At 71.9% G+C, this 26083-nt stretch carries 20 protein-coding genes; 16 read left to right on the top strand and 4 right to left on the bottom strand.

Annotated elements, in window-relative coordinates; all coding sequences use genetic code 11:
* Positions 1-101: 101 nt before the first annotated feature.
* The 6 genes from ACIRPT_RS25405 to ACIRPT_RS25380 all read left to right on the top strand — a co-directional run bounded on the left by ACIRPT_RS25405 (position 102) and on the right by ACIRPT_RS25380 (position 8258).
* Positions 102-479 (top strand): DUF488 domain-containing protein, encoded by a 378-nt coding sequence (locus ACIRPT_RS25405; protein WP_403830875.1) that lies wholly within the window; start codon positions 102-104, stop codon positions 477-479.
* Between the two features lie 117 nt (positions 480-596).
* On the top strand, positions 597-1793 hold the full coding sequence (locus tag ACIRPT_RS25400; RefSeq protein WP_403830873.1) for an argininosuccinate synthase: 1197 nt from the start codon (positions 597-599) through the stop codon (positions 1791-1793).
* Positions 1794-1932: 139 nt separating this feature from the next.
* Positions 1933-3363, top strand: a complete 1431-nt coding sequence (gene argH / locus ACIRPT_RS25395; RefSeq protein WP_403830870.1) for an argininosuccinate lyase — start codon at positions 1933-1935, stop codon at positions 3361-3363.
* 146 nt (positions 3364-3509) lie between these two features.
* The gene (locus tag ACIRPT_RS25390; RefSeq protein WP_403830867.1) at positions 3510-4061 is read left to right on the top strand and encodes a TetR/AcrR family transcriptional regulator; all 552 of its coding nucleotides are present in this window, start codon (positions 3510-3512) and stop codon (positions 4059-4061) included.
* Positions 4058-5674, top strand: a complete 1617-nt coding sequence (locus ACIRPT_RS25385; RefSeq protein ID WP_403830865.1) for an MFS transporter — start codon at positions 4058-4060, stop codon at positions 5672-5674. The genes ACIRPT_RS25390 and ACIRPT_RS25385 overlap by 4 nt, the downstream gene beginning before the upstream one ends.
* Before the next feature lie 613 nt (positions 5675-6287).
* Positions 6288-8258: a bifunctional metallophosphatase/5'-nucleotidase gene (locus ACIRPT_RS25380; protein ID WP_403830862.1), complete on the top strand. Its 1971-nt coding sequence runs from the start codon at positions 6288-6290 to the stop codon at positions 8256-8258.
* A gap of 133 nt (positions 8259-8391) precedes the next feature.
* Here ACIRPT_RS25380 and ACIRPT_RS25375 read toward each other — a convergent pair whose 3' ends face one another.
* The gene (locus ACIRPT_RS25375; protein WP_403830859.1) at positions 8392-9060 is read right to left on the bottom strand and encodes a lysophospholipid acyltransferase family protein; all 669 of its coding nucleotides are present in this window, start codon (positions 9058-9060) and stop codon (positions 8392-8394) included.
* Between the two features lie 318 nt (positions 9061-9378).
* Here ACIRPT_RS25375 and ACIRPT_RS25370 point away from each other — a divergent pair, with 318 nt between their 5' ends.
* Together ACIRPT_RS25370 and ACIRPT_RS25365 are read left to right on the top strand one after the other, a co-directional pair.
* On the top strand, positions 9379-10533 hold the full coding sequence (locus ACIRPT_RS25370; RefSeq protein ID WP_403830857.1) for a glycerophosphodiester phosphodiesterase: 1155 nt from the start codon (positions 9379-9381) through the stop codon (positions 10531-10533).
* 201 nt (positions 10534-10734) lie between these two features.
* Positions 10735-11271 (top strand): GNAT family N-acetyltransferase, encoded by a 537-nt coding sequence (locus ACIRPT_RS25365; protein WP_403830854.1) that lies wholly within the window; start codon positions 10735-10737, stop codon positions 11269-11271.
* Positions 11272-11351: 80 nt separating this feature from the next.
* Here the strand turns inward: ACIRPT_RS25365 and ACIRPT_RS25360 are convergent, their stop codons facing one another.
* Positions 11352-11798: a hypothetical protein gene (locus ACIRPT_RS25360; RefSeq protein WP_403830852.1), complete on the bottom strand. Its 447-nt coding sequence runs from the start codon at positions 11796-11798 to the stop codon at positions 11352-11354.
* Entirely contained in the window at positions 11791-12159 is a 369-nt protein-coding gene (locus tag ACIRPT_RS25355) for a hypothetical protein (protein WP_403504613.1), read from the bottom strand. Before ACIRPT_RS25355 ends, ACIRPT_RS25360 begins: the two co-directional genes overlap by 8 nt.
* A 685-nt stretch (positions 12160-12844) precedes the next feature.
* Between ACIRPT_RS25355 and ACIRPT_RS25350 the strand changes: the two genes are divergently transcribed.
* The 8 genes from ACIRPT_RS25350 to ACIRPT_RS25315 all read left to right on the top strand — a co-directional run bounded on the left by ACIRPT_RS25350 (position 12845) and on the right by ACIRPT_RS25315 (position 24329).
* A complete protein-coding gene (locus ACIRPT_RS25350; protein ID WP_403830849.1) occupies positions 12845-13945 on the top strand; it encodes a methionine ABC transporter ATP-binding protein in 1101 nt (366 codons plus the stop codon).
* Positions 13942-14676 (top strand): methionine ABC transporter permease, encoded by a 735-nt coding sequence (locus ACIRPT_RS25345; RefSeq protein ID WP_403830846.1) that lies wholly within the window; start codon positions 13942-13944, stop codon positions 14674-14676. The genes ACIRPT_RS25350 and ACIRPT_RS25345 overlap by 4 nt, the downstream gene beginning before the upstream one ends.
* Before the next feature lie 88 nt (positions 14677-14764).
* Positions 14765-15622, top strand: coding sequence for a MetQ/NlpA family ABC transporter substrate-binding protein (locus tag ACIRPT_RS25340; protein WP_403830843.1), 858 nt, complete (start codon positions 14765-14767; stop codon positions 15620-15622).
* A 245-nt stretch (positions 15623-15867) separates the two neighbouring features.
* Positions 15868-16503 (top strand): GNAT family N-acetyltransferase, encoded by a 636-nt coding sequence (locus ACIRPT_RS25335; RefSeq protein ID WP_403504624.1) that lies wholly within the window; start codon positions 15868-15870, stop codon positions 16501-16503.
* 142 nt (positions 16504-16645) lie between these two features.
* Positions 16646-17866: a precorrin-6y C5,15-methyltransferase (decarboxylating) subunit CbiE gene (cbiE, locus tag ACIRPT_RS25330; protein WP_403830840.1), complete on the top strand. Its 1221-nt coding sequence runs from the start codon at positions 16646-16648 to the stop codon at positions 17864-17866.
* Positions 17867-18103: 237 nt separating this feature from the next.
* On the top strand, positions 18104-21964 hold the full coding sequence (cobT, locus tag ACIRPT_RS25325) for a nicotinate-nucleotide--dimethylbenzimidazole phosphoribosyltransferase (RefSeq protein WP_403830836.1): 3861 nt from the start codon (positions 18104-18106) through the stop codon (positions 21962-21964).
* A gap of 184 nt (positions 21965-22148) precedes the next feature.
* Positions 22149-23396 carry a uroporphyrinogen-III C-methyltransferase gene (gene cobA / locus ACIRPT_RS25320; protein ID WP_403504632.1) on the top strand — a complete coding sequence of 416 codons (1248 nt, stop codon included), beginning with the start codon at positions 22149-22151 and terminating at the stop codon, positions 23394-23396.
* Between the two features lie 117 nt (positions 23397-23513).
* Entirely contained in the window at positions 23514-24329 is an 816-nt protein-coding gene (locus tag ACIRPT_RS25315) for a TrmH family RNA methyltransferase (protein WP_403830832.1), read from the top strand.
* 411 nt (positions 24330-24740) lie between these two features.
* Here the strand turns inward: ACIRPT_RS25315 and ACIRPT_RS25310 are convergent, their stop codons facing one another.
* Positions 24741-26075, bottom strand: a complete 1335-nt coding sequence (locus tag ACIRPT_RS25310; RefSeq protein ID WP_403830829.1) for a protein kinase — start codon at positions 26073-26075, stop codon at positions 24741-24743.
* Positions 26076-26083 lie beyond the last annotated feature (8 nt).

The following is a 26083-nucleotide window of genomic DNA, read 5'->3' as shown; positions in this document are numbered from 1 at the left end:
AAGAAAAATACCCTGTCCCCGGCCCTGAATCCAAAGCGGGTCCCCTTCCGGCCGCTCTCCGGCCCCTCGGCGGCCGGTACTCGTCCGTGTTTGTATGAGTTATGGCGGAAAAGTTCGAGGATGCCGACATTCGCGTGCGCCGGGTGTACGACGCTCCGGAGCCGGCCGACGGCGCCCGGGTGCTGGTGGACCGGTTGTGGCCGCGCGGGCTGTCGAAGGCGGACGCGCTGCTGACCGAATGGTGCAAGGACGCGGCTCCCTCGTCGGAACTGCGGCGCTGGTACCACCACGAGGGCGACCGCTTCGGGCGGTTCGCCGAGCGCTATCGGGACGAGCTGGCGGGGGAGGCGGCGCAGCCGGCGCTGACGCGGCTGCGGGAGCTGGCGGCGGAGGGTCCGCTGACGCTGCTCACCGCGACGAAGGAGGTGGGGCAGAGTCATGTCGTTGTGCTGCTCGATGTCCTCCGTGGGGGTTCCTGACCTCGTACATCGCGCCGTCGGACCCCGACCGACCTGCGCCTTCACCGATTCGTTGACGAAACATACGGTGGAGTGCATACTTATGCCTATTAGCGCATGCACAGTAAGGAGAAACCCGTGACCGAGCGCGTCGTACTCGCCTACTCGGGAGGCCTGGACACCTCTGTCTGCATCGGCTGGATCGCCGAGGAGACGGGCGCCGAGGTCATCGCCGTTGCTGTGGACGTCGGTCAGGGCGGTGAGGACCTGGACGTCATCCGCCGGCGGGCCCTCGCCTGCGGTGCCGTGGAGGCCGAGGTCGCGGACGCCAAGGACGAGTTCGCCGAGGAGTACTGCCTCCCGGCGATCAAGGCGAACGCCCTCTACATGGACCGCTACCCGCTGGTCTCCGCCCTCTCCCGGCCGGCCATCGTCAAGCACCTGGTCGCCGCCGCCAAGAAGCACGGCGCCACCACCGTCGCCCACGGCTGCACCGGCAAGGGCAACGACCAGGTCCGTTTCGAGGCCGGTATCTCCTCCCTCGCCCCCGACCTCAAGTGCATCGCGCCGGTCCGTGACTACGCCATGACCCGGGACAAGGCGATCGCCTTCTGCGAGGAGAAGGAACTCCCGATCGCGACGACCAAGAAGTCGCCGTACTCCATCGACCAGAACGTCTTCGGGCGGGCCGTGGAGACCGGCTTCCTGGAGGACATCTGGAACGCGCCGATCGAGGACGTCTACGAGTACACCCAGAACCCGGCCACCCCGCGGGAGGCCGACGAGGTCGTCATCACCTTCGAGGGGGGCGTCCCGGTCGCCGTCGACGGCAAGAAGGTCACCGTGCTCGAGGCGATCCAGGAGCTCAACCTGCGGGCCGGCGCCCAGGGCATCGGCCGGATCGACATGGTCGAGGACCGGCTGGTGGGCATCAAGTCCCGCGAGGTGTACGAGGCGCCCGGCGCCATCGCGCTGATCACCGCGCACCAGGAGCTGGAGAACGTCACCGTCGAGCGCGAACTGGCCCGCTACAAGCGGGGGGTCGAGCAGCGCTGGGGCGAGCTGGTCTACGACGGCCTGTGGTTCTCCCCGCTCAAGCGGGCCCTGGACGGCTTCATCAACGAAGCCAACCAGCACGTCAGCGGCGACATCCGGATGACCCTGCACGGCGGCCGCGCGGTGGTCACCGGCCGGAAGTCCGACGCCTCGCTCTACGACTTCAACCTGGCGACGTACGACACCGGCGACACCTTCGACCAGTCGCTCTCGAAGGGCTTCATCGAGCTCTTCGGCATGTCCAGCAAGATCGCGGCGCTGCGTCAAACGCGGGCATAGCCCGGCGCGACCAGGCCCGAGCACGCTCGTTTATCTCCGTACGACTGCCGCCTCCCCGCCCTCGCGGCGCGGTGGGGGTACCCCCTGGCCCTGAGGCCTTGCGGGAAGCAGCACATCACCACCCCTCCGAGGAGCAGCAGTGAGCAGCAACAGCGGTGACGTCCGGCTCTGGGGCGGCCGGTTCGCCTCCGGTCCCGCCGAGGCACTGGCCCAGCTGTCGGCGTCCGTCCACTTCGACTGGCGTCTGGCCCCGTACGACATCGCCGGCTCCCGCGCGCACGCCAGGGTGCTTCACAAGGCGGGTCTGCTCACCGAGGACGAGCTCTCGCGGATGACCGCCGGGCTCGACCGGCTCGAAGCGGACGTCGCCGACGGTTCGTTCACCGGCACCATCGCCGACGAGGACGTGCACACCGCCCTCGAGCGCGGGCTGCTGGAGCGGCTCGGCCCGGACCTCGGCGGCAAGCTGCGGGCCGGCCGGTCCCGTAACGACCAGGTCGCCACCCTCTTCCGGATGTATCTGCGCGACCACGCCCGGATCATCGGCGGCCTGATCGCCGGCCTCCAGGAGGCGCTGATCGGCCTCGCCGAGGCGCACCCGGACGTCGCGATGCCGGGCCGTACGCATCTCCAGCACGCCCAGCCGGTGCTCTTCGCCCACCATGTGCTGGCACACGTCCAGTCGCTGTCCCGGGACGCGGAGCGGCTGCGGCAGTGGGACGAGCGGACCGCGGTGTCCCCGTACGGCTCCGGCGCGCTCGCGGGTTCGTCGCTCGGCCTGGACCCCGAGGCGGTCGCCGCCGACCTCGGCTTCGAGCACGGCTCGGCCGGCAACTCCATCGACGGCACCGCCTCCCGCGACTTCGTCGCCGAATTCGCCTTCATCACGGCGATGATCGGGGTCAACCTCTCGCGGATCGCCGAGGAGATCATCATCTGGAACACGAAGGAGTTCTCCTTCGTGACCCTGCACGACGCCTTCTCCACCGGCTCGTCGATCATGCCGCAGAAGAAGAACCCGGACATCGCGGAGCTGGCGCGGGGCAAGTCGGGGCGCCTCATCGGCAACCTGACGGGGCTGATGGCGACCCTGAAGGCCCTTCCCCTCGCCTACAACCGCGACCTCCAGGAGGACAAGGAGCCGGTCTTCGACTCCTGCGATCAACTGGAGGTGCTGCTCCCGGCGTTCACCGGCATGATGGCCACGCTGACCGTCAACCGTGAGCGCATGGAGGAGCTGGCCCCGGCCGGCTTCTCGCTGGCCACCGACATCGCCGAGTGGCTGGTCAAGCAGGGCGTGCCGTTCCGGGTGGCGCACGAGGTCGCGGGGGAGTGCGTCAAGGAGTGCGAGGCGCACGGTATCGAGCTGGACCAGCTCACCGATGAGCAGTTCGCCAAGATCTCCCCGCATCTGACCCCCGAGGTCCGCGGCGTCCTCAACGTCCCCGGCGCGCTGGCCTCGCGCAGCGGCCGCGGCGGCACCGCACCCTCCGCGGTGGCGACCCAGCTCGCCGAGCTGAAGACCGACCTGGCGGCGCAGCAGGCCTGGGCCACGGCCAAGCAGAAGTAGCGTACGGACGCGCACGGCGGCCCCCACCCGACTCGGCTCGGGTGGGGGCCTCCGTCGTCGTTCACCGCCATGCGTTCACCGCCATGCGAGCCCCTCCACGAAAAATGCGTGAGACATAGATGTCTCATTCGGATACTCTGTGTCTCATGGCAGTGGATCGTGAACAGGTACTCACCCAGGCCGCCGCGCTGCTCAGCCGCCGCGCGACGACGTCGATGGACGACATCGCCCGCGCCGCCGGCATCAGCCGCGCCACCCTGCACCGGCACTTCGCCGGACGGGACGCGCTGATACGCGCCCTCGAACAGCACGGCATCGAGCGGTTCACCCAGGCCATGGACGCGGCCCGGCTCGACGACGGCGCCGCCCGCGACGCGCTGCGCCGGCTGATCACCGAGGCCGAACAGGTCGCCGGCGTGCTGGCCTTCCTCTTCACCGAGAACCAGCTCTTCGAGGGCGAGGAGGTCAACGCGGGCTGGGCCCGTCTGGACGCCCGTATCAACGCCCTCTTCCGCCGCGGCCAGGAGCAGGGCGACTTCCGCATCGACCTCAGCGCCGCCTGGCTCACCGAGGCCTTCTACGGCCTGATCGGCGCCGGTGCCTGGGCCGTCCACGAAGGACGCGTCGCCCGCAACGACCTCAACCACTCGATCGCCGAGCTGCTGCTCGGCGGCATCCGACGGAGCATGGAGAAATGACCGAGACCATAGCGTCAGGACCGGCCGGTTCGGCCCATGTGGACGACCAGCCCCGCCCGGGCCGCTGGCTCGCCCTCGCCGTTCTCGTCCTCGCCGTCCTGCTGGTCGGCGTAGACGCCACGGTCCTCGGCCTGGCCACCCCCTTCCTCAGCGAGGACCTCAAGCCCTCCGGCACGCAGCTGCTGTGGATCGGTGACATCTACTCCTTCGTCATCGCCGGACTGCTGGTCTCCATGGGCAGCCTCGGCGACCGCATCGGCCGCAAGAAGCTGCTGCTGATCGGCTCCCTCGCGTTCGGTGCGATGTCGGCGGTGTGCGCGTACGCCACCAGCCCGGAGATGATGATCGCGGCCCGCGCCCTGCTGGGCGTGGCCGGCGCGACGCTGATGCCGTCCACCCTGGCGCTGATCCGCAACCTCTTCCACGACCCCAAAGAACGCAGCCTCGCCGTCGGCATATGGGGCGCGATGGCCTCGGCCGGCACCGCCGTCGGCCCGGTCCTCGGCGGCTTTCTGCTGGGCCACTTCTGGTGGGGCTCGGTCTTCCTCATCAACCTGCCGGTGATGGCGCTCCTGGTGGTCATCGGCATCAAGGTGATCCCGGAATCCCGCAACCCCGATCCCGGCCCCTGGGACATTCCCAGCGTCGCCCTGTCCCTGGTGGGCATCGTCGGCGTCGTCTACGCCATCAAGGAAGCGGCGGTACACGGCTACCGCTGGGACATCCTGCTGGCCGGCCTCGTCGGTGCCCTCGCCCTGATCGTCTTCGTACGCCGCCAGCTCACCCTTCCCTCGCCCCTGCTCAACATGAAGCTCTTCCACCACAGGGGCTTCTCCGGGGCGGTGCTGGCCGATCTCCTGACCATCCTGGGTCTGTCCGGGCTGGTCTTCTTCCTCTCCCAGTTCCTCCAGATGGTGCAGGTCCGCTCGCCGCTGAACGCCGGGCTCACCGAACTCCCCGCCGCGGTCGGCGCGGTGGGCGCCGGCCTGGCCGCCGGCTTCGTCGCCCGCAGGCTCTCCGTACGCCTGGTGGTGGCCGGCGGCCTCGGGATCGTCGGGCTCTCGCTCGTCGGCTCCACGACCCTGCACGCCGACACCGGCACCCCCTCGATCGGCCTCATCCTCTTCGTCGTCGGCGTCGGCGCGGGATTCTCCTTCACCGTCACCGCCGATGTGATCCTCTCCAGCGTCCCCAAGGAAGAGGCGGGCGCCGCCTCCGCGGTCTCCGAGACGGCTTACGAACTGGGCTCGGCGCTCGGCATCGCGGTGCTCGGCTCCATCGTCACCGGCATCTACCGGGGCTTCACCGCCCCCGCCGGCATCCCCGCGGCCGCCGACCACGCCGCCCGCGAATCGCTCGGCGGCGCCATCGAGGCCGCCAAGAGCCTCCCCGAGGAACAGGGCGCGGACCTGTTGAAGGCCGCTCAGCAGGCCTTCGTCAACGGCCTGGACATCGCCGTCGGGGTGAGCGCCGTGGTGCTGCTGAGCGCGGCCGTCGCCGCGTGGTACCTGCTCCGCGGGCAGGAACTGGGCAACAGCCCCGCCGAGCCCGCGGCCGAGGCGGACGCCCACCCGAAGCCGGCGCCCGAGCCGATGGGGGGCAAGGGCGCCTGAGGCGGCCGCCGCGGCCGGCGTTCCCGCGCACACCGGCCGCGAGCGTCACCCCGTCGCCCCCCGCGGCCGACCCCCGCGCGCACGGCCGCCGACTGTCAGTGGGGCGCGGTATCAATGACCGTGACAGGAAAGCGAGATGACGTCACGGCGTAACGGCGGACCACGTACGGCGCGGCGGGGAGCCACCGGGCGGCACGGAGGCCGGCGAGCCGACCCGTAGAGCCGGTCGCTGCATCCGCCGCCCGGCCGCCCGGCCGCCCGGCCGCCCGTCCGTGCGACCGCGCCCGCCGCCCGGCCCGGCGGCATGACGGCCGGCCCCCGCACCCCTCACATCCTTCGCCATGAAGGGCGATCGCGCCGGGCACTCTTCCCTCTTCCCGGACGAGTGCGACGGCCCCCGTCTGGCGACATCCGGGTCATGACCGGCCGCCGACGGGCGTGTCCTGCACGGCCCCGAGCCGCCCACCCGCCATGATCCACAAGACACGCCCCCGGGGGCGACTGTCCCCAGCCGTTCACGCCCGGTATGCGTCCTGGTGGCCGGACGTCCCGCACGGCTCGTTTGACTCTCCCGTCGTCCCCCTTCGGCCGGCCCGCTGAGGAGAGTGACGCAGTGCGCGACATCGGACGACGGTTCTTCTTCACCGCCGCGGGGGCCATGGCCACCGCGAGCGCCATCGGCAGCAGCGCCTACGCCACCGGACACGCCCGCGACGCGAACACCGCCGACGAATATGTCGATGTGCAATTGCTCAACATCACCGACCTGCACGGATACCTCCAGGGCGCGCCGGGCGGCAATTCCGTCATCACGGGGGCGGGCGGCAAGGCGTACACGGTGGGCGGCGTCGCCTATATGGCGGCCCATCTGGAACGGCTGCGGGACGGCCACCGCAACTCCCTCTTCTTCGCACCCGGTGACCTCTTCTCCGGCTGGGAGTTCGACGCCGCCTCCTTCGCCGACGAGTCCACCATCGAGGCCCTCAACGCGATGGGCCTGGACTTCGCCTCCGCCGGCAACCATGAATTCGACAAATCGGCGGCCTATCTCACCTCGCACATGGCGAAGGGCGCCACCTACCCCGTCATCGGCCGCGACGACTCCTTCGACGACTCGACGGGAAAGCGCTTCCGCGGTGCGAAATTCCCGTACTACAGCGCCAACATGGTCTGGAACGAGAGCGGCGAGACCGTCCTGCCGCCGTACAACATCGCGTACGTCGACTCCGGCCGCGGCCACACCCTGCCCATCGGCTTCATCCACCTCACCGCCCTGGGCACCGAGTCGTTCCCTGGTTCCTACCAGCCGGGGCTGCGCACCCTCGACGAGCTGGACACCGCCAACCGCTGCGCCGCCGAACTGAAGTCACGCGGCGTCAACGCGATCGTGCTCAGCATGCACGACGGCGCGGTCGCCGGCGGCGACTTCACCAGCGGCAGCAACCCCTCCGGCCCCGCCTACGAACTGGCGCTGCGGGTCTCGTCGGACATCGACGCCATCGTCACCGGCCACTGGCACTGCGCCTTCACCATGATGCTGCCGGACCCCAACGGCAACCCCCGCCCCTTCGTCGAAGCGGGCTGCTACGGCCAGCTGATCAACGAGATCACCCTGCGCCTCGACCCCGACACCGGCGAGGTGATCCGGCCGCTGACCACCTCCACCAACCACCCCAACACCCGCGATGTGACCCCGCACCCCGAGCTGCGCTCGATCGCCGACTACTGGGCGGGCTACGGCACCCGGCGCGCCGCCACCCCGCTCGGCAGGCAGACCGCCTCCTTCACCCGCCGGCGCAACGCCGCGGGCGAGAGCACCATGGGCGACCTCGTCGCCGACTGGGCGCTGTGGGCGGGCGGACAGCCGCGCGGGCCGATGGACGACGCCGCGGCCAACCCCAACATCCCCGCCGAACTCTCCGTCATCGCGGTCGCGCCGCGCGTCGGCCAGGCCGTCATCGCCGGCGACCTGGTACGTGACGAGGCGTCGGGCGGCACCATCACCCTGGGCCGGGCCTGGAACAGCGTCGGCTTCGGCGACCCGATCATGACGGTGACCGTCACCGGCGCCCAGATCCACGACGCGCTGGAGGAACAGTGGGCCCCCGCCACCGGAGGCGGCCTGGGCTTCGCACCGCTGGCCGTCTCCGCCAACGTCCGCTACACCTTCGACGCCGCGGGCCCGGTCGGCAAGCGCGTCTCCCCCGCCGAGGTCTTCATCAACGGCACCGCGCTCGACCCGGCGCGCAGCTACCGCCTCGCCGCGCCCTCGTACACCCTCATCAACCAGGACGGCTACAGCGCCTTCTCCGGATTCACCTCGCCCGTGCGGCATACCCGCGACTTCGAGAGCTTTGTGGAATTCGTCCGTACTCGGCAGCAATTGACGCCAGCGCCGCTGAACCGGGTGACGGTGAAGAACGCGGACGTGCCGGGCGCCCGGATCGGCGGCGTCGCCGAGCGGCCGCAGCTGATGCAGTCCGACGGCAGCAAGATCCCGCGGCCCGAGGCGGCGCTGCGTACGGCGCTGACCGGCGGCCCCGAAGGCCAGCGCGCGCCGGGGGGCTTCCGGGTGCCCTGCTGACCACCACGCAAGGGGACCCGTCCGATCGGGTCTCGGACGGGCCCCCTTTGTGCCTCAGCCAACAATTGAGGAACCCCGACGGCGAGCCACCACTTCCGCGAGAGCGGCGGCGGATTAGCCGCAGGGAGGGGCCTCAGGCGGCCCTGGCCTTCGTGGCGTACATGTCGACGTACTCCTGGCCGGACAGCTCCATGACGTCGCTCATCACCTCGTCGGTGACGGCCCGCAGGACGTAGCGGTCGCGGTCCATGCCCTCGTAACGGGAGAAGTCCAGCGCCTCACCGAAGCGCACCGTCACCGGGGCGATGCGCGGGCGGCCCTTGCCGCCGGGCTGCACCTTGTCGGTGCCGACCATCGCGAACGGGACAACGGGGGCGCCGGTCATCAGGGTGAGCCGGGCGATGCCGGTACGGCCGCGGTAGAGACGGCCGTCGGGGGAGCGGGTGCCTTCGGGGTAGATGCCGAAGATGCTGCCCTCCTCCAGGATGCGGCGGCCGGTCATCAGCGCCGCGACGCCGCCGTGCCCGCCGTCCCGGTCCACCGGGATCATGCCGGCGCTGGTGAAGAACCACGCCATCAGCCGGCCCTTGAGGCCCTTGCCGGTGACGTACTCGTCCTTGCCGATGAAGTAGACGGGACGCTTGACGACCAGGCTCAGGAACAGCGAGTCGATGAAGGTGACGTGGTTGCCGGCCAGGATCACCGGACCGGTCTCCGGAATGCGCTCCATGCCCTCGACCTTCGGGCGGTAAAGGACACGCATGAGGAATCCGAGAATCGCCTTGAGCACAATGCGGGACAACGGGTCCTCCGGGTCGTGGCTGGTCAACGTCGAGGCAGCAGCGAACTCTGCAGCCCAGGACGATACTCGCGGGTCACCTGCGGCCGCACATCGGGTTCACAAGGTCGATACGGAGAGTTGACGCACAGTTGACGTCTGTTACCGCCGTGTTCCCCCCGATGTCGTCGCGCGTCTCCCCGATGTGGCCGGTGCGTGCTTACGATCGGCGGGTGTTTTGACAGGTGCGGGACAGGAGCGGGGGTCCCCGGGACCGCGAATCCTCCGGGCCCCCGCCCCGCCGCAATCACCCGGACCTCACACGACATAAGGAGCGCGAGCATGCAGAAGCGGCAGCAGCCGGGACGGCGGATGGTGCTGGGGGCCGCGGCCCTGGGCGCGGGTGCGGCGGTGTTCGGCGGCGCCGGGCAGGCGAGCGCGCGCGAGGCGGCCGGTGCCGGGGCGAGCGGCGGGGCGGCCCGGGAACTGCCCGTACCGCTGATCGTCGGCCACCGCGGAGCCAGCGGCTACCGGCCCGAGCACACCTTCGGCTCGTATCAACTCGCCCTCGACATGGGGGCGGACGTCATCGAGCAGGACCTGGTCCCCACCAAGGACGGGCACCTCGTCTGCCGGCACGAGAACGACATCACGGCCACCACCGATGTCTCCGCCCACCCCGAGTTCGCCGACCGGAAGACCACCAAGACCGTCGACGGGGTCAAGCTCACCGGCTGGTTCACCGAGGACTTCACGCTCGCCGAGCTCAAGACGCTGCGCGCCAAGGAGCGCATTCCGGGCACCCGGCAGCACAACACCCTCTACGACGGCCAGTGGGAGGTGCCGTCCTTCGAAGAGGTGCTGCAGTGGGCGGAGCGGGAGGGCCGCAGGCGGGGCCGCCGCGTCTGGCTGCACATCGAGACCAAGCACCCCACCTACTTCCGCAAGCTGGGACTGGGCCTGGAGGAGCGGGTGGCCAAGGCGCTGCGGGCGCACGGCCGGCACCGCAGGAACTCGCCGAACTTCCTCCAGTCGTTCGAGCCGGGCAGCATCCAGCGCCTGGGCAGGCTCGTCGACTGCCCCAAGGTCGTGCTGCTGTCGACGCTCGACTCCCGCCCGTGGGACTTCGTCGAGGCGGGCGACCCGCGCAAGGTCGCCGATCTGGTCACTCCCGAGGGGCTGGCCTGGATAGCCGGATTCGCCGAGGGCATCGGCCCGGACCTGACCGTCATCATCCCGCGCGACAAGGACGGCAGGCTCGGCACGCCCACCTCCGTCGTCAAGGACGCGCACGCGGCGGGGCTCGTCCTGCACCCGTACACGGTCCGCAACGAGAACAGCTTCCTGCCCGCCGACTTCCGCCGCGGCACCGATCCCACTGCCTACGGGGACGCGCTCGGCGTCTTCAAGGCCTATCTGGGCACCGGGATCGACGGGCTGTTCTCCGACAACCCGGACACCGCGCTGCTCGCCGCCGCGGAGTTCCGTAAGCGCTGACGTCCGCCTCCCCGGACCGGCCCCGCCCCCCTGAATCCCGTGGAATCTCATCTGAGTTGGGAAAGTCACAGAGGAGCTTGGGGCCGGTCTGTTCCCCATGCCCCATATGCCCGCGCACAATGCTCGCGGCGGGGATTGCCACTGCCACATTCCGGGGAATCCGGAAGCACGCAGCGAACCGAATAGGGGAGGCATACGCGCATGGGCACGAGCGTGACCATCTCTGCGGCGACCGACCAGGATGCCGAGCAGATCCTCAAACTGCAGTACCTCTGCTACCAGTCGGAGGCCGCGCTGTATGACGACTACGGCATCGAGCCGCTCACCCAGAGCCTGGCGGCCCTGCGCGCGGAGCTCGAAGAGGGGTGCGTGGTGGTGGCCCGGCTCGGCGGCGAGGTCGTCGGGTCCGTACGCGGCACAGTCGACCCGGACGGCACGGCGCGGATAGCCAAACTCATGGTGCACCCGCGGATGCAGCGCCACGGACTGGGCGGCCGGCTGCTCGGAGCGGTCGAACAGCGGCTCGCGGCCGAGCGCTCCGCCAAGCGCTACCGCCTCTTCACCGGCCACCGCAGCGAGGGCAATCTGCGGCTGTACCGCAGTCACGGATATGTGCCCGTCGGCACCGAGCGCCTCAGCCGCAGGCTGAGCGAGATCACCCTGGAGAAAGACCCGGGCGAGGCGAAGGTGCTGGGGGAGGAGCTGGCGGCGGCCCAGGCGTACGTGGCCGGGGCGTAGTCACGCCGCCGCACCCAAGGACCGGTGTGTGGGCCTGCTGTGGGGGCGGGCCCGCACACCGTATGCGTACGCCCCGGCCGCTACGCCTCCTGCGTACGGGAGCGGCGCAGCCACAGCATGCCGGTGACCGGGAGGGCGACCGGGATGAAGAGGTAGTCCATCCCGTAGTCCGACCACACCGTGGCATCGGGGAAGGCGGCGGGATCGACCAGCGTCCAGGTACCGATGCCCAGTACCCCGATCAGTTCCAGCGCGCAGGAGACGACGGCCGCCTTGCGGGCGCCCTCGCCGCCGCGTACCAGCGAGAAGAGGATGAAGCCGTAGACGACCGCGGAGACCGCCGAGAGGCTGTACGCCAGCGGGGCCACGTGGAACTGTGCGATCAGCTGGAAGAGGGAGCGGGACGCGGCGGCGACGGTGAAGACGCCGTAGACGGTGACGAGCAGGCGCCCGGGTCCGGTGCCCAGCGAGCGCCTGGCCGGGGGCGCGGAGGCCTCCGGTGCCGTGGTCGTGGTCGGTTCAGGCACTGCCGCCTCCCCAGATGTCGAAAAGCCGTACTTCCAGCACCGCCAGCACGATGCCGCCCGCCGCGACGGTGGCCGAACCCCAGCGGGTGCGCTCCGAGAGCGACATGAACCCGGTGGCCGGCACGCAGGCGGCCGCGCCCAGCAGATACGCCACGAAGATCGCGGTGCCCTGGTCCGGCGACTGGCCGCGCGCCAACTGCACGAAACCTATGATCAGTTGGGCGATGCCGAGGACCGACACCACGGCCATGCCGATGAAGTGCCAGTCCTTCGTCGGCTGGTCGCGGTAGGTGGCGAAGCCGCACCAGGCGGCCAGCGCGAGAGCGGTCACGGCGACCGCGAGGGTCAGTGCGTCGATCACCGGGACCTCCGCGCGGCGCCGAGGTGCGCCGAGGGGATGTGGGGCATGGGGCGATGCTAATGGCCCCTCGGCGGGCGGCCGCGTCCGGCCCCGTCGCGGCACATACGCCGGCGAACCGTGACGATCTCCGCCGATGCTCTCTTCCCGGGGGACGGCCACCGTGGCGTTGACCACACGCATCGCGCGAAGGGGCCGTCCGCGGACACCGTCGCCGCCACCCACCCGGCGGTATCCGTGCAGGCCACGGGCGGGACGGCCGAGATCATCATGGGGGCGAGGGGCGCTGTCCACGGACCGGTCGGGCCTGTCCGCTATCCGGACATGCTTGATCGGGCCGCGCCGCTGTCTGGTTTACTTGCCGCCATGACCACGACGAGCAACCGCACCCCTGCGACCGAGGCGACCGCCACGCCCGGTGCTCGTTGCATGTGTCGAATGTGTGACCGCTGAGGGCCCCCGCTGAGCCTCGCGCCCCGAAGCGAGACCTCCCCCACGCTCTTGAAGAGCAGGGGGACCCCACCGCGCCGTATGCCATCGATACGTCATCGACGGCACACCGGCCGCCCCGCGTCACCGGAACCCGAAGCCGGGCCCATGCCTCCCGGGTTTCTCCCTGCCGCACTCGCAAGAATGCCCCGTACCCGGTGGGCGAGCCGCCGGGCACTCGACAGTGACGGAATTCCCTGTGATCACCACAACGGGCCTGACCAAGGTCTACCGTTCAGGAGACCGCGAAGTCACCGCCCTGGACGGCGTCGATCTGCACGTCCGCGAGGGCGAGGTGTACGGCGTCATCGGCCAGAGCGGCGCCGGTAAATCCACCCTCATCCGCTGCCTCAACCTCCTGGAGCGGCCCACCTCCGGCACGGTCACCGTCGCCGGCCAGGACCTCACCGCCCTCGCCGGCCGCGGCCAGCGGGCGAACGCCGCGCTGCGGGCCGCCCGCAGTCACATCGGCATGGTCTTCCAGCACTTCAACCTGCTGTCCTCGCGCACCGTCCAGGACAACGTCGAACTGCCCCTGGAGATCCTCAAGGTCGACCGCCGCGAGCGCTCCCGCAAGGCCCTGGAGCTGCTGGACCTGGTCGGCCTCGCCGACAAGGCCCAGGCCTACCCCGCCCAGCTCTCCGGCGGTCAGAAGCAGCGCGTCGGCATCGCCCGCGCCCTGGCCGGCGACCCCAAGGTGCTGCTCTCCGACGAGGCCACCAGCGCCCTGGACCCCGAGACCACCCGCTCCATCCTCCAGCTGCTGCGCGACCTCAACCGCAAGCTGGGCCTGACCATCGTGCTCATCACGCACGAGATGGACGTCGTCAAGACGATCTGCGACTCGGCGGCGCTGATGAAGAACGGGCGGGTCGTCGAACAGGGCACCGTCGCCGAACTGCTCGCCACCCCCGGCTCCGAGCTCGCCCGCGAGCTGTTCCCCGTCGGCGGCGAGCCCTCCGGCGACGACCGCACCGTCGTCGACATCACCTTCCACGGCTCGGCCGCCACCCGCCCGGTGATCTCCGAGCTGGCCCGTACGTACAACGTCGACATCTCCATCCTCGGCGCCGCCATGGACACCGTCGGCGGCAAGCAGATCGGCCGGATGCGGATCGAACTGCCCGGCCGGTTCGAGGAGAACGTCGTCCCCATCGGCTACCTGCGCGAGCAGGGGCTTCAGGTGGACGTGGCCGACGTCGCGACCACTGTCGATGACGCCGACGCCGTCGACGCCCCCGTACCCGACCCGGCGATCCCGGCGCCCGCCGCCGCGCTCCAGAAGGAAGGCGCCAAGTGAGCTGGAACGACATGCAGCCGCTGCTGTACGACAACACCCTCGACACCCTCTTCATGGTGTGGTGGTCGACGTTCTACGCGGTGCTCTTCGGCATACCCATCGGCGTGGTGCTGCATCTGACCGACCGCGGCGCCATGCTCCGGAACGTCGTGGTGAACAAGGTCCTCGGCGCGATCGTGAACATCGGACGGTCCTTCCCGTTCCTGATCCTGATCGTGGTGCTGATCCCCTTCACCCGCCTCGTCGTCGGCGTCTCCATCGGCCCCACCGGCGCGGTCGTCCCGCTCGCCATCGCCGCGATCCCCTTCTTCGCCCGGCTGGTCGAGGCCGCGCTGCGCGAGGTCGACAAGGGTCTGATCGAGGCCGCCCAGGCCATGGGCGGCGGCACCTGGACCATCGTCTTCAAGGTGCTGCTCCCGCAGGCACTGCCCGCGCTGGTCGCGGCCGTCACCACCACCGTCATCACGCTGATCGGCTACTCCGCCATCGCGGGCGCGGTCGGCGGCGGCGGCCTCGGCAACCTGGCCTACACCTACGGCTACCAGCAGTACGAGACCGCCCTGATGATCACCACCGTCGTCGAGCTGATCGTCCTGGTCACCCTCGTCCAGCTGCTCGGCGATTTCGTCGTCCGCCGCCTCGCCGGCCGCGGCACCCGCACCTCTTCCGTACGGGTGGGCCTGCGCCGCGCCCGCGCCGAGGAGCCGGCCGCCGTCACCGAGGCCGCCTGACCCCCACCGCAGCACCCCTGAGCCCGGACCCTTTGCCGGGCGTACCACCACGCGCCACCGGCGCGTGCACAAGAAAGAGGCACTCTTCGTGCGCAACACCGTAAAGATCACCGCGGCCCTCGCCGCCGCCTCCGCCGTCGCTCTCGGGGCCAGTGCCTGCAGCGCGCCCTCCGACACCACCGCCGACACCGACAAGAGCGACAAGAACGCCCCGCTCGTCGTCGCCGCCAGCCCCACCCCGCACGGCGCCATCCTCGACTTCGTCAAGAACAAGCTGGCCGACAAGGCCGGGCTCAAGCTGGTCGTCAAGCCGTTCACCGACTACAAGATCCCCAACAAGGTCACCGACGACGGCCAGGTCGACGCCAACTTCTTCCAGCACAAGCCGTTCCTGGACACCTTCAACAAGGAGAACGGCACCCACATCGTGCCCGTCCAGAACGTCCTCATCGAGCCGCTGGGCCTCTACTCCAAGAAGATCCACAAGCTCTCGGACCTCAAGTCCGGCTCCACCGTCTCGGTGCCCAACGACCCCTCCAACGAGGGCCGCGCGCTCAAGCTCCTCGCCGACAACGGCCTGATCACCCTCAAGTCCGGCGTCGGCGCCGACGCCAAGCTCACCGACGTCAAGGACGACAAGGGCATCAAGATCACCGAGCTGGACGCCGCCCAGACCGCGCCGCGCATCGAGGACGTCGACGCCGCGGTCATCAACGGCAACTTCGCCATCGGCGCCGACCTCAAGCCCTCCAAGGACGCGCTCGCACTGGAGAAGGCGAAGGACAACCCCTACGCCAACTTCCTCGCCGTCAAGAAGGGCAACGAGAACGACCCGCGGATCAAGAAGCTCGCCAAGCTCCTGAACTCCCCCGAGGTCAAGAAGTTCATCGAGGACAAGTACACGGACGGCTCCGTCATCCCCGCCTTCGGCCCCGCCAAGAGCTGACGCCCCCCCCTTGTGCGCAGGTCACCGGAAGGCGACCGTCCGCACGCACGACCCCAGCATGACCGGTGGGCCCCGGATCCGCGCAGCGCGCGGCCGGGGCCCACCGGCGTGGCACATCCCCGGGCAGATGCTGCATGCTGGTGCCCTCATAGACGGTCAAGACGGCCCGTGACCTCGCGTGACCTCACGCAGGAACGGCCCGTGACGTTCCGGAGCACGACAGCCAACGGCGTGGGAGCAGCGGCATGACATCCACCTTTCCGGACATCTCCATCAGCACGGAACGGCTGGTGCTGCGCCCCTTCGACGAGGACGACATCCCCGCCCTCACCGACATGATGAACGACGAGCTCGTCGCGGCCTGGACCGCGATACCCCAGCCCTACACCGAGGCCAACGCCCGCCACTGGGTCACCGAATACGCGCCCGCCGAACGCACCACCGGCCGCGGCATCGACTTCGCCGTCACCGAGTTCCTCACCCAGCGCCTGGTCGGCGTCGTCCAGCTGGGCAACACCAACTGGCGGGTCCGCTCCAGCGAGCTCTCGTACATCGTCGCCTCCTGGGCCCGCGGCGAGGGCTACGCCTCCGAGGCCACGCTCGCCACCGCCCAGTGGCTCTTCCAGGACGAGAAGTTCGAACGCCTGGAACTGCGCACCGCCGCCGGCAACACCGCCTCCCAGCAGGTCGCCCAGAAGGTCGGCTGCATCAGCGAGGGAGTGCTGCGCAACGCCTCAATAGCCCGCAGCCGCACGGAGGACGGCGGCTGGACGGACATCCGCACGGACATGATTGTCTGGAGCCTGCTGCCCGAGGACCTCGAAGGCCTCCCCGCCCGGATGGCCGACGCCAACGGATTCGCCTACCCCGAGTGGAACTGACCCCACACCCGCGCTCAGGTCCGTACCTCCCGAGGTACTCTCGGCCTGCCGCAGCCCTCGCCACCAGCGAGGACCATCCCACGGCCCGGCACTCCCGCCGCCCCGCCCGCGTACCCCCAGCAGCCCCAGGAGACTGACGAGCATGGCCGACCGGGTCACGGTGATCGGATGGGACGGCTCCGCGCTGACCGCCCCCGCCCGCGCCGCCCTCGGCGCCGCGACGCTCGTGGCCGGCGCCGCCCACCACCTCGCACTGCCCGAAGTCCCGCCGCACGCCGAACGCATCCGCCTCGGCAGCGTCGCCCTCGCCGCCCGCCGGATCGCCCAGCACCGCGGCACCGCCGTCGTCCTCGCCGACGGCGACCCCGGCTTCTTCGGCGTCGTCCGCACCCTCCGCGCCCCCGAGCACGGCCTCGAAGTGGAAGTGGTGCCCGCCGTCTCCTCCGTCGCGGCCGCCTTCGCCCGCGCCGGCATGCCCTGGGACGACGCCCAGATCGTGGTCGCGCACAGCCGCGACCTGCGCCGCGCCGTCAACGTCTGCCGCGCCCACACCAAGGTCGCCGTCCTCACCTCGCCCGGCGCCGGCCCCGCCGAACTCGCGCTGCTGCTCGGCGGCGTCCACCGCACCTTCGTCATCTGTGAGGAACTGGGCACTGACCGGGAACGGGTGACGGTCCTCACATCCGACAAGGTCGCCGACCACGTCTGGCGCGACCCCAATGTCGTCATCGTCATCGGCGGCTCACCCGGCGGCGCGGCCGCCCAGGGCACCGGCTGGATCGCCGCCCACGAGGTCGGCCACCCGATCGGACCCCGCGGCTGGGGCCTGCCGGACGGCGCCTACGGCGGCGCCCTCGACGAGGGGGAGTCCATCCAGCTGCGCACCGCCCAACTGGCCCGCCTCGGGCCCAGGGTGGGCGACCTGGTCTGGGACATCGGAACGGGCAGCGGCGCGGCCGCGGTGGAGGCCGCGCGGTTCGGCGCCGCCGTCATCGCCGTGGACGCCGACCCGGAAGCCTGCGAGCGCACCGCCGCCGTCGCCCGCCGCCACGGCGTCCAACTCCAGGTCGTCCGGGGCCGTGCGCCGGGGATCCTGGAAGACCTCCCCGAGCCGGACGTGGTGCGGATCGGCGGCGGGGGAGCGGCCGTCGTCACCGCCTGCGCGGACCGCCGCCCCGAACGCATCGTCACCCACGCCGCCACCCGCGACGAGGCCGAAGCGCTCGGGCGGGCGCTGGCCGACGGCGGTTACGAAGTCGAGTGCGCGCTCCTCCAGTCCGTCGACCTCGACACCACGGCCTGGGTGGAACGTGAACGTTCGGTGGTCTTTCTGCTCAGCGGGTATCGCGTTCCTCACCCATGACCTGGAAGGCAACCCGTGGGAGGTAGGCTGGCGGATCGTTGCGCCGCTGTTCCGCGTTCGGGTGAGTCCGTCAAAATCCGGAAAATGCCGTGGTTTTGGCGGAAAATGAAGCACTAGAGGGCGGACGTGCCGCGCGGCGCGCTCGCTCGTTCTCGCTATCGGGGCGTCGGCGCGCCCCGGTCGAGCGCGTCGCACGAGCGGTTGGAAGGAGCACTAGCACATGGGCGAGGGGTACGCATGACCGACACCGGCCAGGTCCCGGGCGAGGGACAGCCGGAGAACGCAGGCGGGCATCCCGGGCAGCCACAGCCGGCGGCCGTTCCCTCCCCTGCCGACGCCGGACCGATGCAGCAGGACACCGTCCCGCAGGCCGACGCGTACTCCTACCTCGAGCCGGCCAACGGCGTCGAGGACGACGATCTGCTGCTGATGCCGGGCGCCCAGGGCGCCTGGAGCGAGCAGCAGGCACAGCCGATGCCGCAGCCGCAGCAGGCCACACCCGGCCAGGGCACCCAGCTGCCCACCGCGGCCGGTGACCACGAGAGCGGCGGCCGGGACTCCGGCGCGGTCGACCTCAGCGCCGTGCGCATCCCGCAGCCCGCGGCACCGCAGCCCGCGGCACCGCAGCCCTCGGTACCGCAGCCCTCCGTACCGCAGCAGGAGCGGGCGCAGGCGGCCGCGCAGGGCACGCCCGCGCGCCGCCCGCTGCACATGGGCCCGCCCGTCCCGGACCCGACCGGCGGCGTGGTCCGCTCGCTCGCCGACCGCGGCCCGGCGGACGTGCCGTCCCAGGCGCCCGGCCGGCACGCGGGACCGCCCACCGAGCCCGAATACCTCGACGTCCAGGCGGCGGCCACGCCCGGCGAGCCGTCCGCGGCCTTCGCCGGGGAGCAGCTGGTGGCGGCCGGGCAGGCCGCAGGGCAGCCGCTCGTGGAGACGGCGCAGCAGGAGCAGCCGGCCGCGATGCCGTCGTACGGCGAGCAGCCCTACGACGGCCAGCTCTACGCCGAGCAGTCTTACGGCGCCGCCGGCCAGGGCCCGTTGCCCGGTCCGCAGCTGGGCGAGATCCCCTCGCAGATGCCGCCGTGGAACGAGGCCTCCGCACAGGCGGCCGCGGTCCCCAGCGCCGAAACGGCCGCTCCGGTGGCGGCCGGGCAGGCCCCGCAGGAAGCCCCGCTGCCCGCCGAACAGCCGCAGGCACAGCCGATGCCGCTGCCGGAGGCCGCGGAGGCGACGGCGGTCATCGCGGACGCGGTGGTCGCCGAGGAAGCGGTCTCCGACGCCGGTGCCGCGGCCGACGCCCCCCAGGCGGCGGCGCAGGATGTGGCGGCGGACGCGGTGGCTGACGACTCCGCAGCTGACGCGGCGACAGCCGAGGCGCCGGCCCCCGACGTCGAGACGCCCCCGGCCCCCGAGCAGGTTCCGCCGGCCGAAGCGGCCGCCGAGGAGCCGCACGAGGCCGTCGCACCGCCCGTGCACGCCGGGCAGCCGGAACCGGAAGAGGCCCAGCCCGTCGAGCCCGTCCAGCCTGTGGCCGATGCGGTGGAGACCGCCATGCCCGTCGAAGCCGTCGAGCCCTCCGACGCCACCCCGTTGGCGGCTCAGCCGGTTGCCGCCGAGGCCGAGGCCGTGACGGACGCGGACGCCGCGGAGGCGGAGCAGACCCCGCAGCCCGTCGAGGAGCCGCAGCCCGTCGAGGCGGCCGAACCCCGGCCCGAGACCCCGGCGGTGGCCGATGCGGCCCCGGTGGCCGACGCCACGGTCCAGGGCCCCATCGCCCTGCCCGCCCCGGAGAACGCCACGCTCCCGGAAGAGCCCGTCATAGAGCAGCCCGAGGCGCAGCCCACGGCCGCCGAACTCCCGCAGCCCGCCGAGGCCGAAGAGACCCCGGCCGACGCCGCTGCCGACGCCCCGGCGGAGACCCCCGCCGAGCCCGGCCCCGCACCCGAACCCGTCGCCGAGCAGCCCGCCGACGACGCCCCGGGCGACGCGCACGCCCCCGACGCCGCGACCGAAGCGCCGGCCGAGGCCACCGAGCCGTCCGTGCCCGCCGCGGCCGACGCGGGCGCCGGGCTCACCGAGCCCGACGCCGCCGAACCGCAGCCCGCCGTCCTCCACATCCCGGCCCAGGCAGCCGCCGAGCCGGCCCCGGACGACGCCCCGGCCGAGGACGAGGCCCCCGAGGACCGCCCCCACGAGCAGGACGCGACCGAACTCGTCCAGCTCGGCGAGGGCCATGACAACGGCGACGACAACGCCCACGACAACGCCCACGACAGCGAACAGCTCCAGGACGCGGAGCAGCCCGTGACCGAGGCAGCCGACGGCGCCGCCGACCCGATCGCCGCCCCCGCCCCCCAGACCGCCCCCGCCCCCGGATACGACGACTCCGAGCGCGCCGCCGTCCACCGCGTCATCCGCGAACGCCGCGACATCCGCAACGGCTTCCGCGGCGACCCGATCCCCAACGACGTGCTGCTGCGCGTCCTGGAGGCGGCCCACACCGCGCCCAGCGTCGGCCACTCCCAGCCCTGGGACTTCGTCGTCATCCGCTCCGACGAGACCCGCGAGCGGATGCACCAGCTCGCGATGGCGCAGCGCGACGCCTACGCCAAGTCGCTGCCCAAGGCCCGCGCCAAGCAGTTCCGCGAGCTGAAGATCGAGGCGATCCTCGAGACGCCGGTGAACATCGTCGTCACCGCCGACCCCACCCGCGGCGGCCGCCACACCCTCGGCCGGCACACCCAGCCGCAGATGGCCCCGTACTCTTCCGCGCTCGCCGTCGAGAACCTCTGGCTCGCGGCCCGCGCCGAGGGCCTGGGCGTCGGCTGGGTCAGCTTCTTCGACGAGCGGGAGATGGTCCGCGAGCTCGGCCTGCCCGATCACCTCGAGATCGTCGCCTACCTCTGCGTCGGCTACGTCGACGAGTTCCCCGACGAGCCCGAGCTGCTCCAGGCCGGCTGGTCCAAGCGCCGCCCGCTGTCCTGGGTCGTCCACGAAGAGACCTACGGCCGCCGCGCGCTGCCCGGCGAGGCCCCGCACGACCTCCTCCAGGAGACCCTCCAGGGCATCCGCCCGCTGGACGCCAAGGCGCTCGGCGAGGCCTGGGAACGCCAGAAGCGGATGACCAAGCCCGCCGGCGCGCTGGGCATGCTGGAGATCATCTCCGCGCAGCTGTGCGGCCTGTCCCGCAAGTGCCCGCCGCCGATCCCGGAGCCCGCCGCCGTGGCGATCTTCGCCGGCGACCACGGCGTGCACGCCCAGGGCGTGACCCCCTGGCCCCAGGAGGTCACCGGCCAGATGGTCGCCAACTTCCTGGGCGGCGGCGCGGTCTGCAACGCCTTCGCCAACCAGGTCGGCGCCGAGGTCTGCGTCGTGGACGTCGGCGTGGCCGGGGAACTCCCCGCCACCCCGGGCCTGCTGCCGCGCAAGGTACGGCCCGGCACCGCCGACTTCACCGCGGGCCCGGCCATGACCCAGGAAGACGTCTTCAAGGCCATCGAGGTCGGCATCGAGACCGCCCGGGACCTCGTCGCGGCGGGCAACAAGGCGCTGCTGACGGGCGAGATGGGCATCGCCAACACCACCACCTCGGCCGCCCTGATCTCCGTCTACACCGGCGCCGACCCGGTCGAGGTCACCGGCCGCGGCACGGGCATCAACGACGAGACACACGCCCGCAAGGTCGACGTCGTCCGCCGCGCCCTGGAACTCCACCAGCCCGACCCGGCCGACCCCATCGGCGTACTGACCGCGGTCGGCGGCCTGGAGCACGCGGCCCTCGTCGGTCTGATCCTCGGTGGCGCCTCGCTGCGTACGCCGGTCATCCTCGACGGCGTCAGCGCCGGCGCCGCCGCACTGGTGGCCCGCGCCATCGCCCCCGAGGCGCTGGCCGCCTGCATCGCCGGCCACCGCAGCGCCGAGCCCGGCCATGTCGCGGCCCTGACCAAGCTCGGCCTGCGCCCGCTGGTCGACCTGGATCTGCGCCTCGGCGAGGGCACCGGAGCCCTGCTCGCGCTCCCGGTGGTGCAGAGCGCCGCCCGCGCCATGCACGAGGTCGCCACCTTCGACTCCGCCGGAGTGACGGAGAAGAGCTGACCGGTCGCCCGGATGTGACCAGTTCCCGCATGACCCCCGGCCCGCAGCCCCATAGGCTGTGGGCCGGGGCACTACCTCCCACCAGATGCCCCGGGCCCTCGTACCACCCTCACAGCCGCTCCAGAGCCGCAGCGACTGAGCCGGTCGTCGAACTCGCACCACCCGCACAAGGAGCCGTATCACCATGGCTGAGCATGTCGCCGAACACGCCGCCTACCCCGTCGGACTGCGGCTGTCCGGCCGCCGCGTGGTCGTCCTCGGGGCCGGCCAGGTCGCCCAGCGCCGCCTCCCCTCGCTCATCGCCGCGGGTGCGGACGTCGTACTCATCTCCCCGTCCGCCACGCCCTCCGTCGAGGCTATGGCCGATGCCGGCGAGATCCGCTGGGAGCGCCGCCGCTACCAGGACGGCGACCTGGCCGAGGCCTGGTACGCGCTGATCTCCACCGACGACCCCGAGGCCAACACCGCCGCCTCCCAGGAGGCCGAGAGCCGCCGGGTGTGGTGCGTACGCTCCGACGACGCCGCGGCCGCCACCGCCTGGACCCCGGCCACCGGCCGCAGCGAGGGCGTCACCGTCGCCGTCCTGACCGGCCAGGACCCGCGCCGCTCCGCCGCCGTACGCGACGCCATCGTCGAGGGCCTGCGCGACGGCAGCATCGCCGCCCCGCACCACCGCCGCCCGCACACCCCGGGCGTGGCCCTGGTCGGCGGCGGCCCCGGCGACCCCGACCTGATCACGGTCCGCGGCCGCCGGCTGCTCGCCGAGGCCGATGTCGTCATCGCCGACCGCCTCGGCCCCCGCGACCTGCTCGCCGAGCTCCCCCCGCACGTCGAGATCATCGACGCCGCGAAGATCCCCTACGGCCGCTTCATGGCCCAGGAAGCGATCAACAACGCCCTGATCGAGCACGCCAAGGCGGGCAAGGCCGTGGTCCGCCTCAAGGGCGGCGACCCCTTCGTCTTCGGCCGCGGCATGGAAGAGGCCCAGGCGCTCGCCGAGGCCGGCATCCCCTGCACGGTCGTCCCCGGCATCTCCAGCACCATCTCGGTCCCCGGCGCCGCCGGCATCCCGGTCACGCACCGCGGCGTCGCCCATGAGTTCACCGTCGTCAGCGGCCATGTCGCCCCCGACGACGAGCGCTCCCTCGTCGACTGGCCCGCGCTCGCCAAGCTGCGCGGCACCCTCGTCGTCCTGATGGGCGTCGAGAACAGCGGCGCCATCGCCGCCAAGCTCATCGACCACGGCCGCGCCGCCGACACCCCCGCGGCCGTCATCCAGGAAGGCACCACCGCCACCCAGCGCCGCGTCGACGCCACCCTGGCCACGCTGGGCGAGACCGTACGGGCCGAGGGCGTCCGTCCCCCCGCGGTCATCGTCATCGGCGACGTCGTCACCGTGGGCACCACGCTCACCCCGGATTCCGCACAGTAACCGGCAATAACCCACGGTATCCGGGTCGACGTGACGTCACCTCGCGCGACCCGGGTATCCGCCACTCCCGCCCTCCCCGCTCTGGGAACCTCGACACCGACAAGGCACTATCTCCCCGTGGCAGAAATCATCACCGTCGACGACCCGGACGACCCGCGGCTGGCCGACTACACCGGCCTGACGGACGTCGAGCTGCGACGCCGGCGCGAGCCCGCCGAGGGGCTCTTCATCGCCGAGGGCGAGAAGGTCATCCGGCGCGCCAGGCACGCCGGATACGAGATGCGCTCCATGCTGCTCTCGGCCAAGTGGGTCGACGTCATGCGCGACGTCATCGACGAGGTCCCGGCCCCGGTCTACGCCGTCAGCCCCGACCTCGCCGAGCGGGTGACGGGCTATCACGTCCACCGCGGAGCCCTGGCCTCCATGCAGCGCAAGGCCCTGCCCACTCCCGCCGAACTCCTCGCCGGGGCGCGCCGTATCGCTGTCATGGAAGCCGTCAACGACCACACCAACATCGGCGCCATCTTCCGCAGTGCCGCGGCCCTCGGCATGGACGCGATCCTGCTCTCCCCCGACTGCGCCGATCCGCTCTACCGCCGCTCGGTGAAGGTCTCCATGGGCGCGGTCTTCTCCGTCCCGTACGCCCGCCTCGACAGCTGGCCCCGCGACCTCGCCACCGTCCGCGAAGCGGGCTTCAAGCTCCTCGCCCTCACCCCGTCCGACAAGGCCACCGCCATCGACGAGGCCGCCCCGCACACCCTGGAGCGGGCGGCGCTGATGCTCGGAGCGGAGGGCGGCGGCCTGACGACGGGCGCCCTGCGCGCCGCCGACGAATGGGTGCGCATCCCGATGGCGCACGGCGTGGACTCGCTGAACGTAGGAGCGGCCGCCGCGGTCGCCTTCTACGCGGTGGCGACCGGCCGTCCGGCCTGAGGAGCGGTTCCGTCCGGCGACGGGTTCCGTCTGTCGGCTGGTCTCGTTCGTGGACGGGTTCCTTCCGACGGCGGGCCCCGCTCAAGGACGGGTTGCGTCCGGCGACGGGTTCGTCCGGCGGTTCGGTCTCTTCCCGCGACGGGTCACGCTGAGCGTCTCGTCCAGCGGTGGGGTCCCGTCCGGCGGTGGGGTCTCGTCCGGCGACGGGTCCCGTCCGACGACCGGTCCCGCTCAACGGCCGCTCCCGCTCAACGACCGGCCTTGCCCGGTCGACGTATCGTCAATCCCGTGTTCCCTCACGGGAATACCCGCCCGCCACCGCCGCGTTGTGGCCCCGAGGGGGCGCTCGCACCCCCTAAGGGATGTGTTCGCCCGTCCCCTAGGGAACCCGTCCCGTAGGGAACCCGTCCCCTAGGGAATCTCCGCGCTCCCATACGGCGCGACCGGCGTCGGCCGCTCACCGCCCAGTCCGCGGGCCGGTCCCTGGCAGCCCTGCGCCGCCGCGATACCGAGCGCCACCAGCAGCGTCACCACCACGAACACGATCACCCGCTGCCGCAGCAGCCGGCGGTCCGGACCGGGGCGTCGCCCGCCCGGTCCCGTACGGACCGGGGTACGCGTGCCGTTTCGCCCCGCGGGCCGCGCCGCCGGGACCCGGCCCGCACCGCGCCCGCCGGTCCGCGGGTTCGTGCCCTTCGCACCCTTCGTGCCCGAGACCGGTCCCGATCCGGACGACCGGGAGGTCGCCTCGCGCGGCGCCGGGGGCCGCGACGCGTGCGGCCGCGGTGGGGGAGTGCCCGCCGTCCGCCGCTCGGTGTGCTGCCGCGCGTACTCCTCCGCCCGCTGCCCCGTCGGGCGGCCCTGCGGGCGGCGCTCCGCATGCTCCCAGCCCGCCCCGCTCTCCGCGGGATCGCCCGACAGGCCGTGCGCCTCACGGGCCGCGATCTCCTTGAGCCGCAGTGACAGGGACAGCGTGCTCGGGCGGTCCGCCGGGTCCTTGGCCAGGCACGTCGCCAGCAGCGGCGCCAGCGCGTCCGGCACCCCGGCGAGCTGCGCCTCCTCGTGGACGACCCGGTAGAGCATGACCTCCGAACTGCCCTGTCCGAAGGGCGAGTCCGCCGTGCAGGCGTAGGCGAGGGTGGCGCCCAGCGCGAAAATGTCGGTGGCCGGCGTCACCGCGGCGCCGCGCACCTGCTCCGGCGCCAGAAACCCGGGCGAACCCACGGCCGTACCGACATGCGTCAGCGTGCTGGCGCCGGTGGCCCAGGCGATACCGAAGTCGATGATCCGGGGGCCCTTGGGCGACAGCAGGATGTTGGACGGCTTCAGGTCGCGGTGCACCACGCCCGCGTCATGGACGGCCAGCAGGCCCTCGGACAGCGCGGCACCGATGGAGGCGACCTCCGCCGGGGAGAGCGGCCCTTCCTCGTTGACCTTGTCGTGCAGCGACGGCCCGGGGACGTACTGCGTGGCGAACCAGGGGCGGTCCGCGTCCAGATCGGCCGCCACCAGCCGGGCCGTGCAGCCGCCGCGGATCCGCCGGGCCGCCGACACCTCACGCGCGAACCGCGACCGGAATTCCTGATCCTCCGCCAGGTCCGGCCGGATCACCTTCAGCGCCACCCGCTGCCCGCGCTTGTCCGAACCGAGATAGACCACGCCCATCCCGCCCGCGCCGAGCCGGCGGTGCAGCCGGAACGTCCCGACGACACGCGGGTCCTCGCGTCGGAGCCGCATCATCGCCATGTCCGTCC

This window comes from Streptomyces sp. NPDC101227 (genome assembly GCF_044767545.1).
In the GTDB taxonomy this organism is placed as follows: Bacteria; Actinomycetota; Actinomycetes; order Streptomycetales; family Streptomycetaceae; genus Streptomyces.
The sequence above is the reverse complement of the archived record's forward strand: the minus strand, read 5'-3'. Positions and strand labels throughout refer to the sequence as shown.

Coding starts and splice junctions, on each gene's coding strand:
- ACIRPT_RS25405 (WP_403830875.1), top strand. CDS start 102: ATGGCGGAAAAGTTCGAGGATGCCGACATTCGCGTGCGCCGGGTGTAC.
- ACIRPT_RS25390 (WP_403830867.1), top strand. CDS start 3,510: ATGGCAGTGGATCGTGAACAGGTACTCACCCAGGCCGCCGCGCTGCTC.
- ACIRPT_RS25385 (WP_403830865.1), top strand. CDS start 4,058: ATGACCGAGACCATAGCGTCAGGACCGGCCGGTTCGGCCCATGTGGAC.
- ACIRPT_RS25370 (WP_403830857.1), top strand. CDS start 9,379: ATGCAGAAGCGGCAGCAGCCGGGACGGCGGATGGTGCTGGGGGCCGCG.
- ACIRPT_RS25365 (WP_403830854.1), top strand. CDS start 10,735: ATGGGCACGAGCGTGACCATCTCTGCGGCGACCGACCAGGATGCCGAG.
- ACIRPT_RS25335 (WP_403504624.1), top strand. CDS start 15,868: ATGACATCCACCTTTCCGGACATCTCCATCAGCACGGAACGGCTGGTG.
- cbiE (WP_403830840.1), top strand. CDS start 16,646: ATGGCCGACCGGGTCACGGTGATCGGATGGGACGGCTCCGCGCTGACC.
- cobT (WP_403830836.1), top strand. CDS start 18,104: ATGACCGACACCGGCCAGGTCCCGGGCGAGGGACAGCCGGAGAACGCA.
- cobA (WP_403504632.1), top strand. CDS start 22,149: ATGGCTGAGCATGTCGCCGAACACGCCGCCTACCCCGTCGGACTGCGG.
- ACIRPT_RS25310 (WP_403830829.1), bottom strand. CDS start 26,075: ATGGCGATGATGCGGCTCCGACGCGAGGACCCGCGTGTCGTCGGGACG.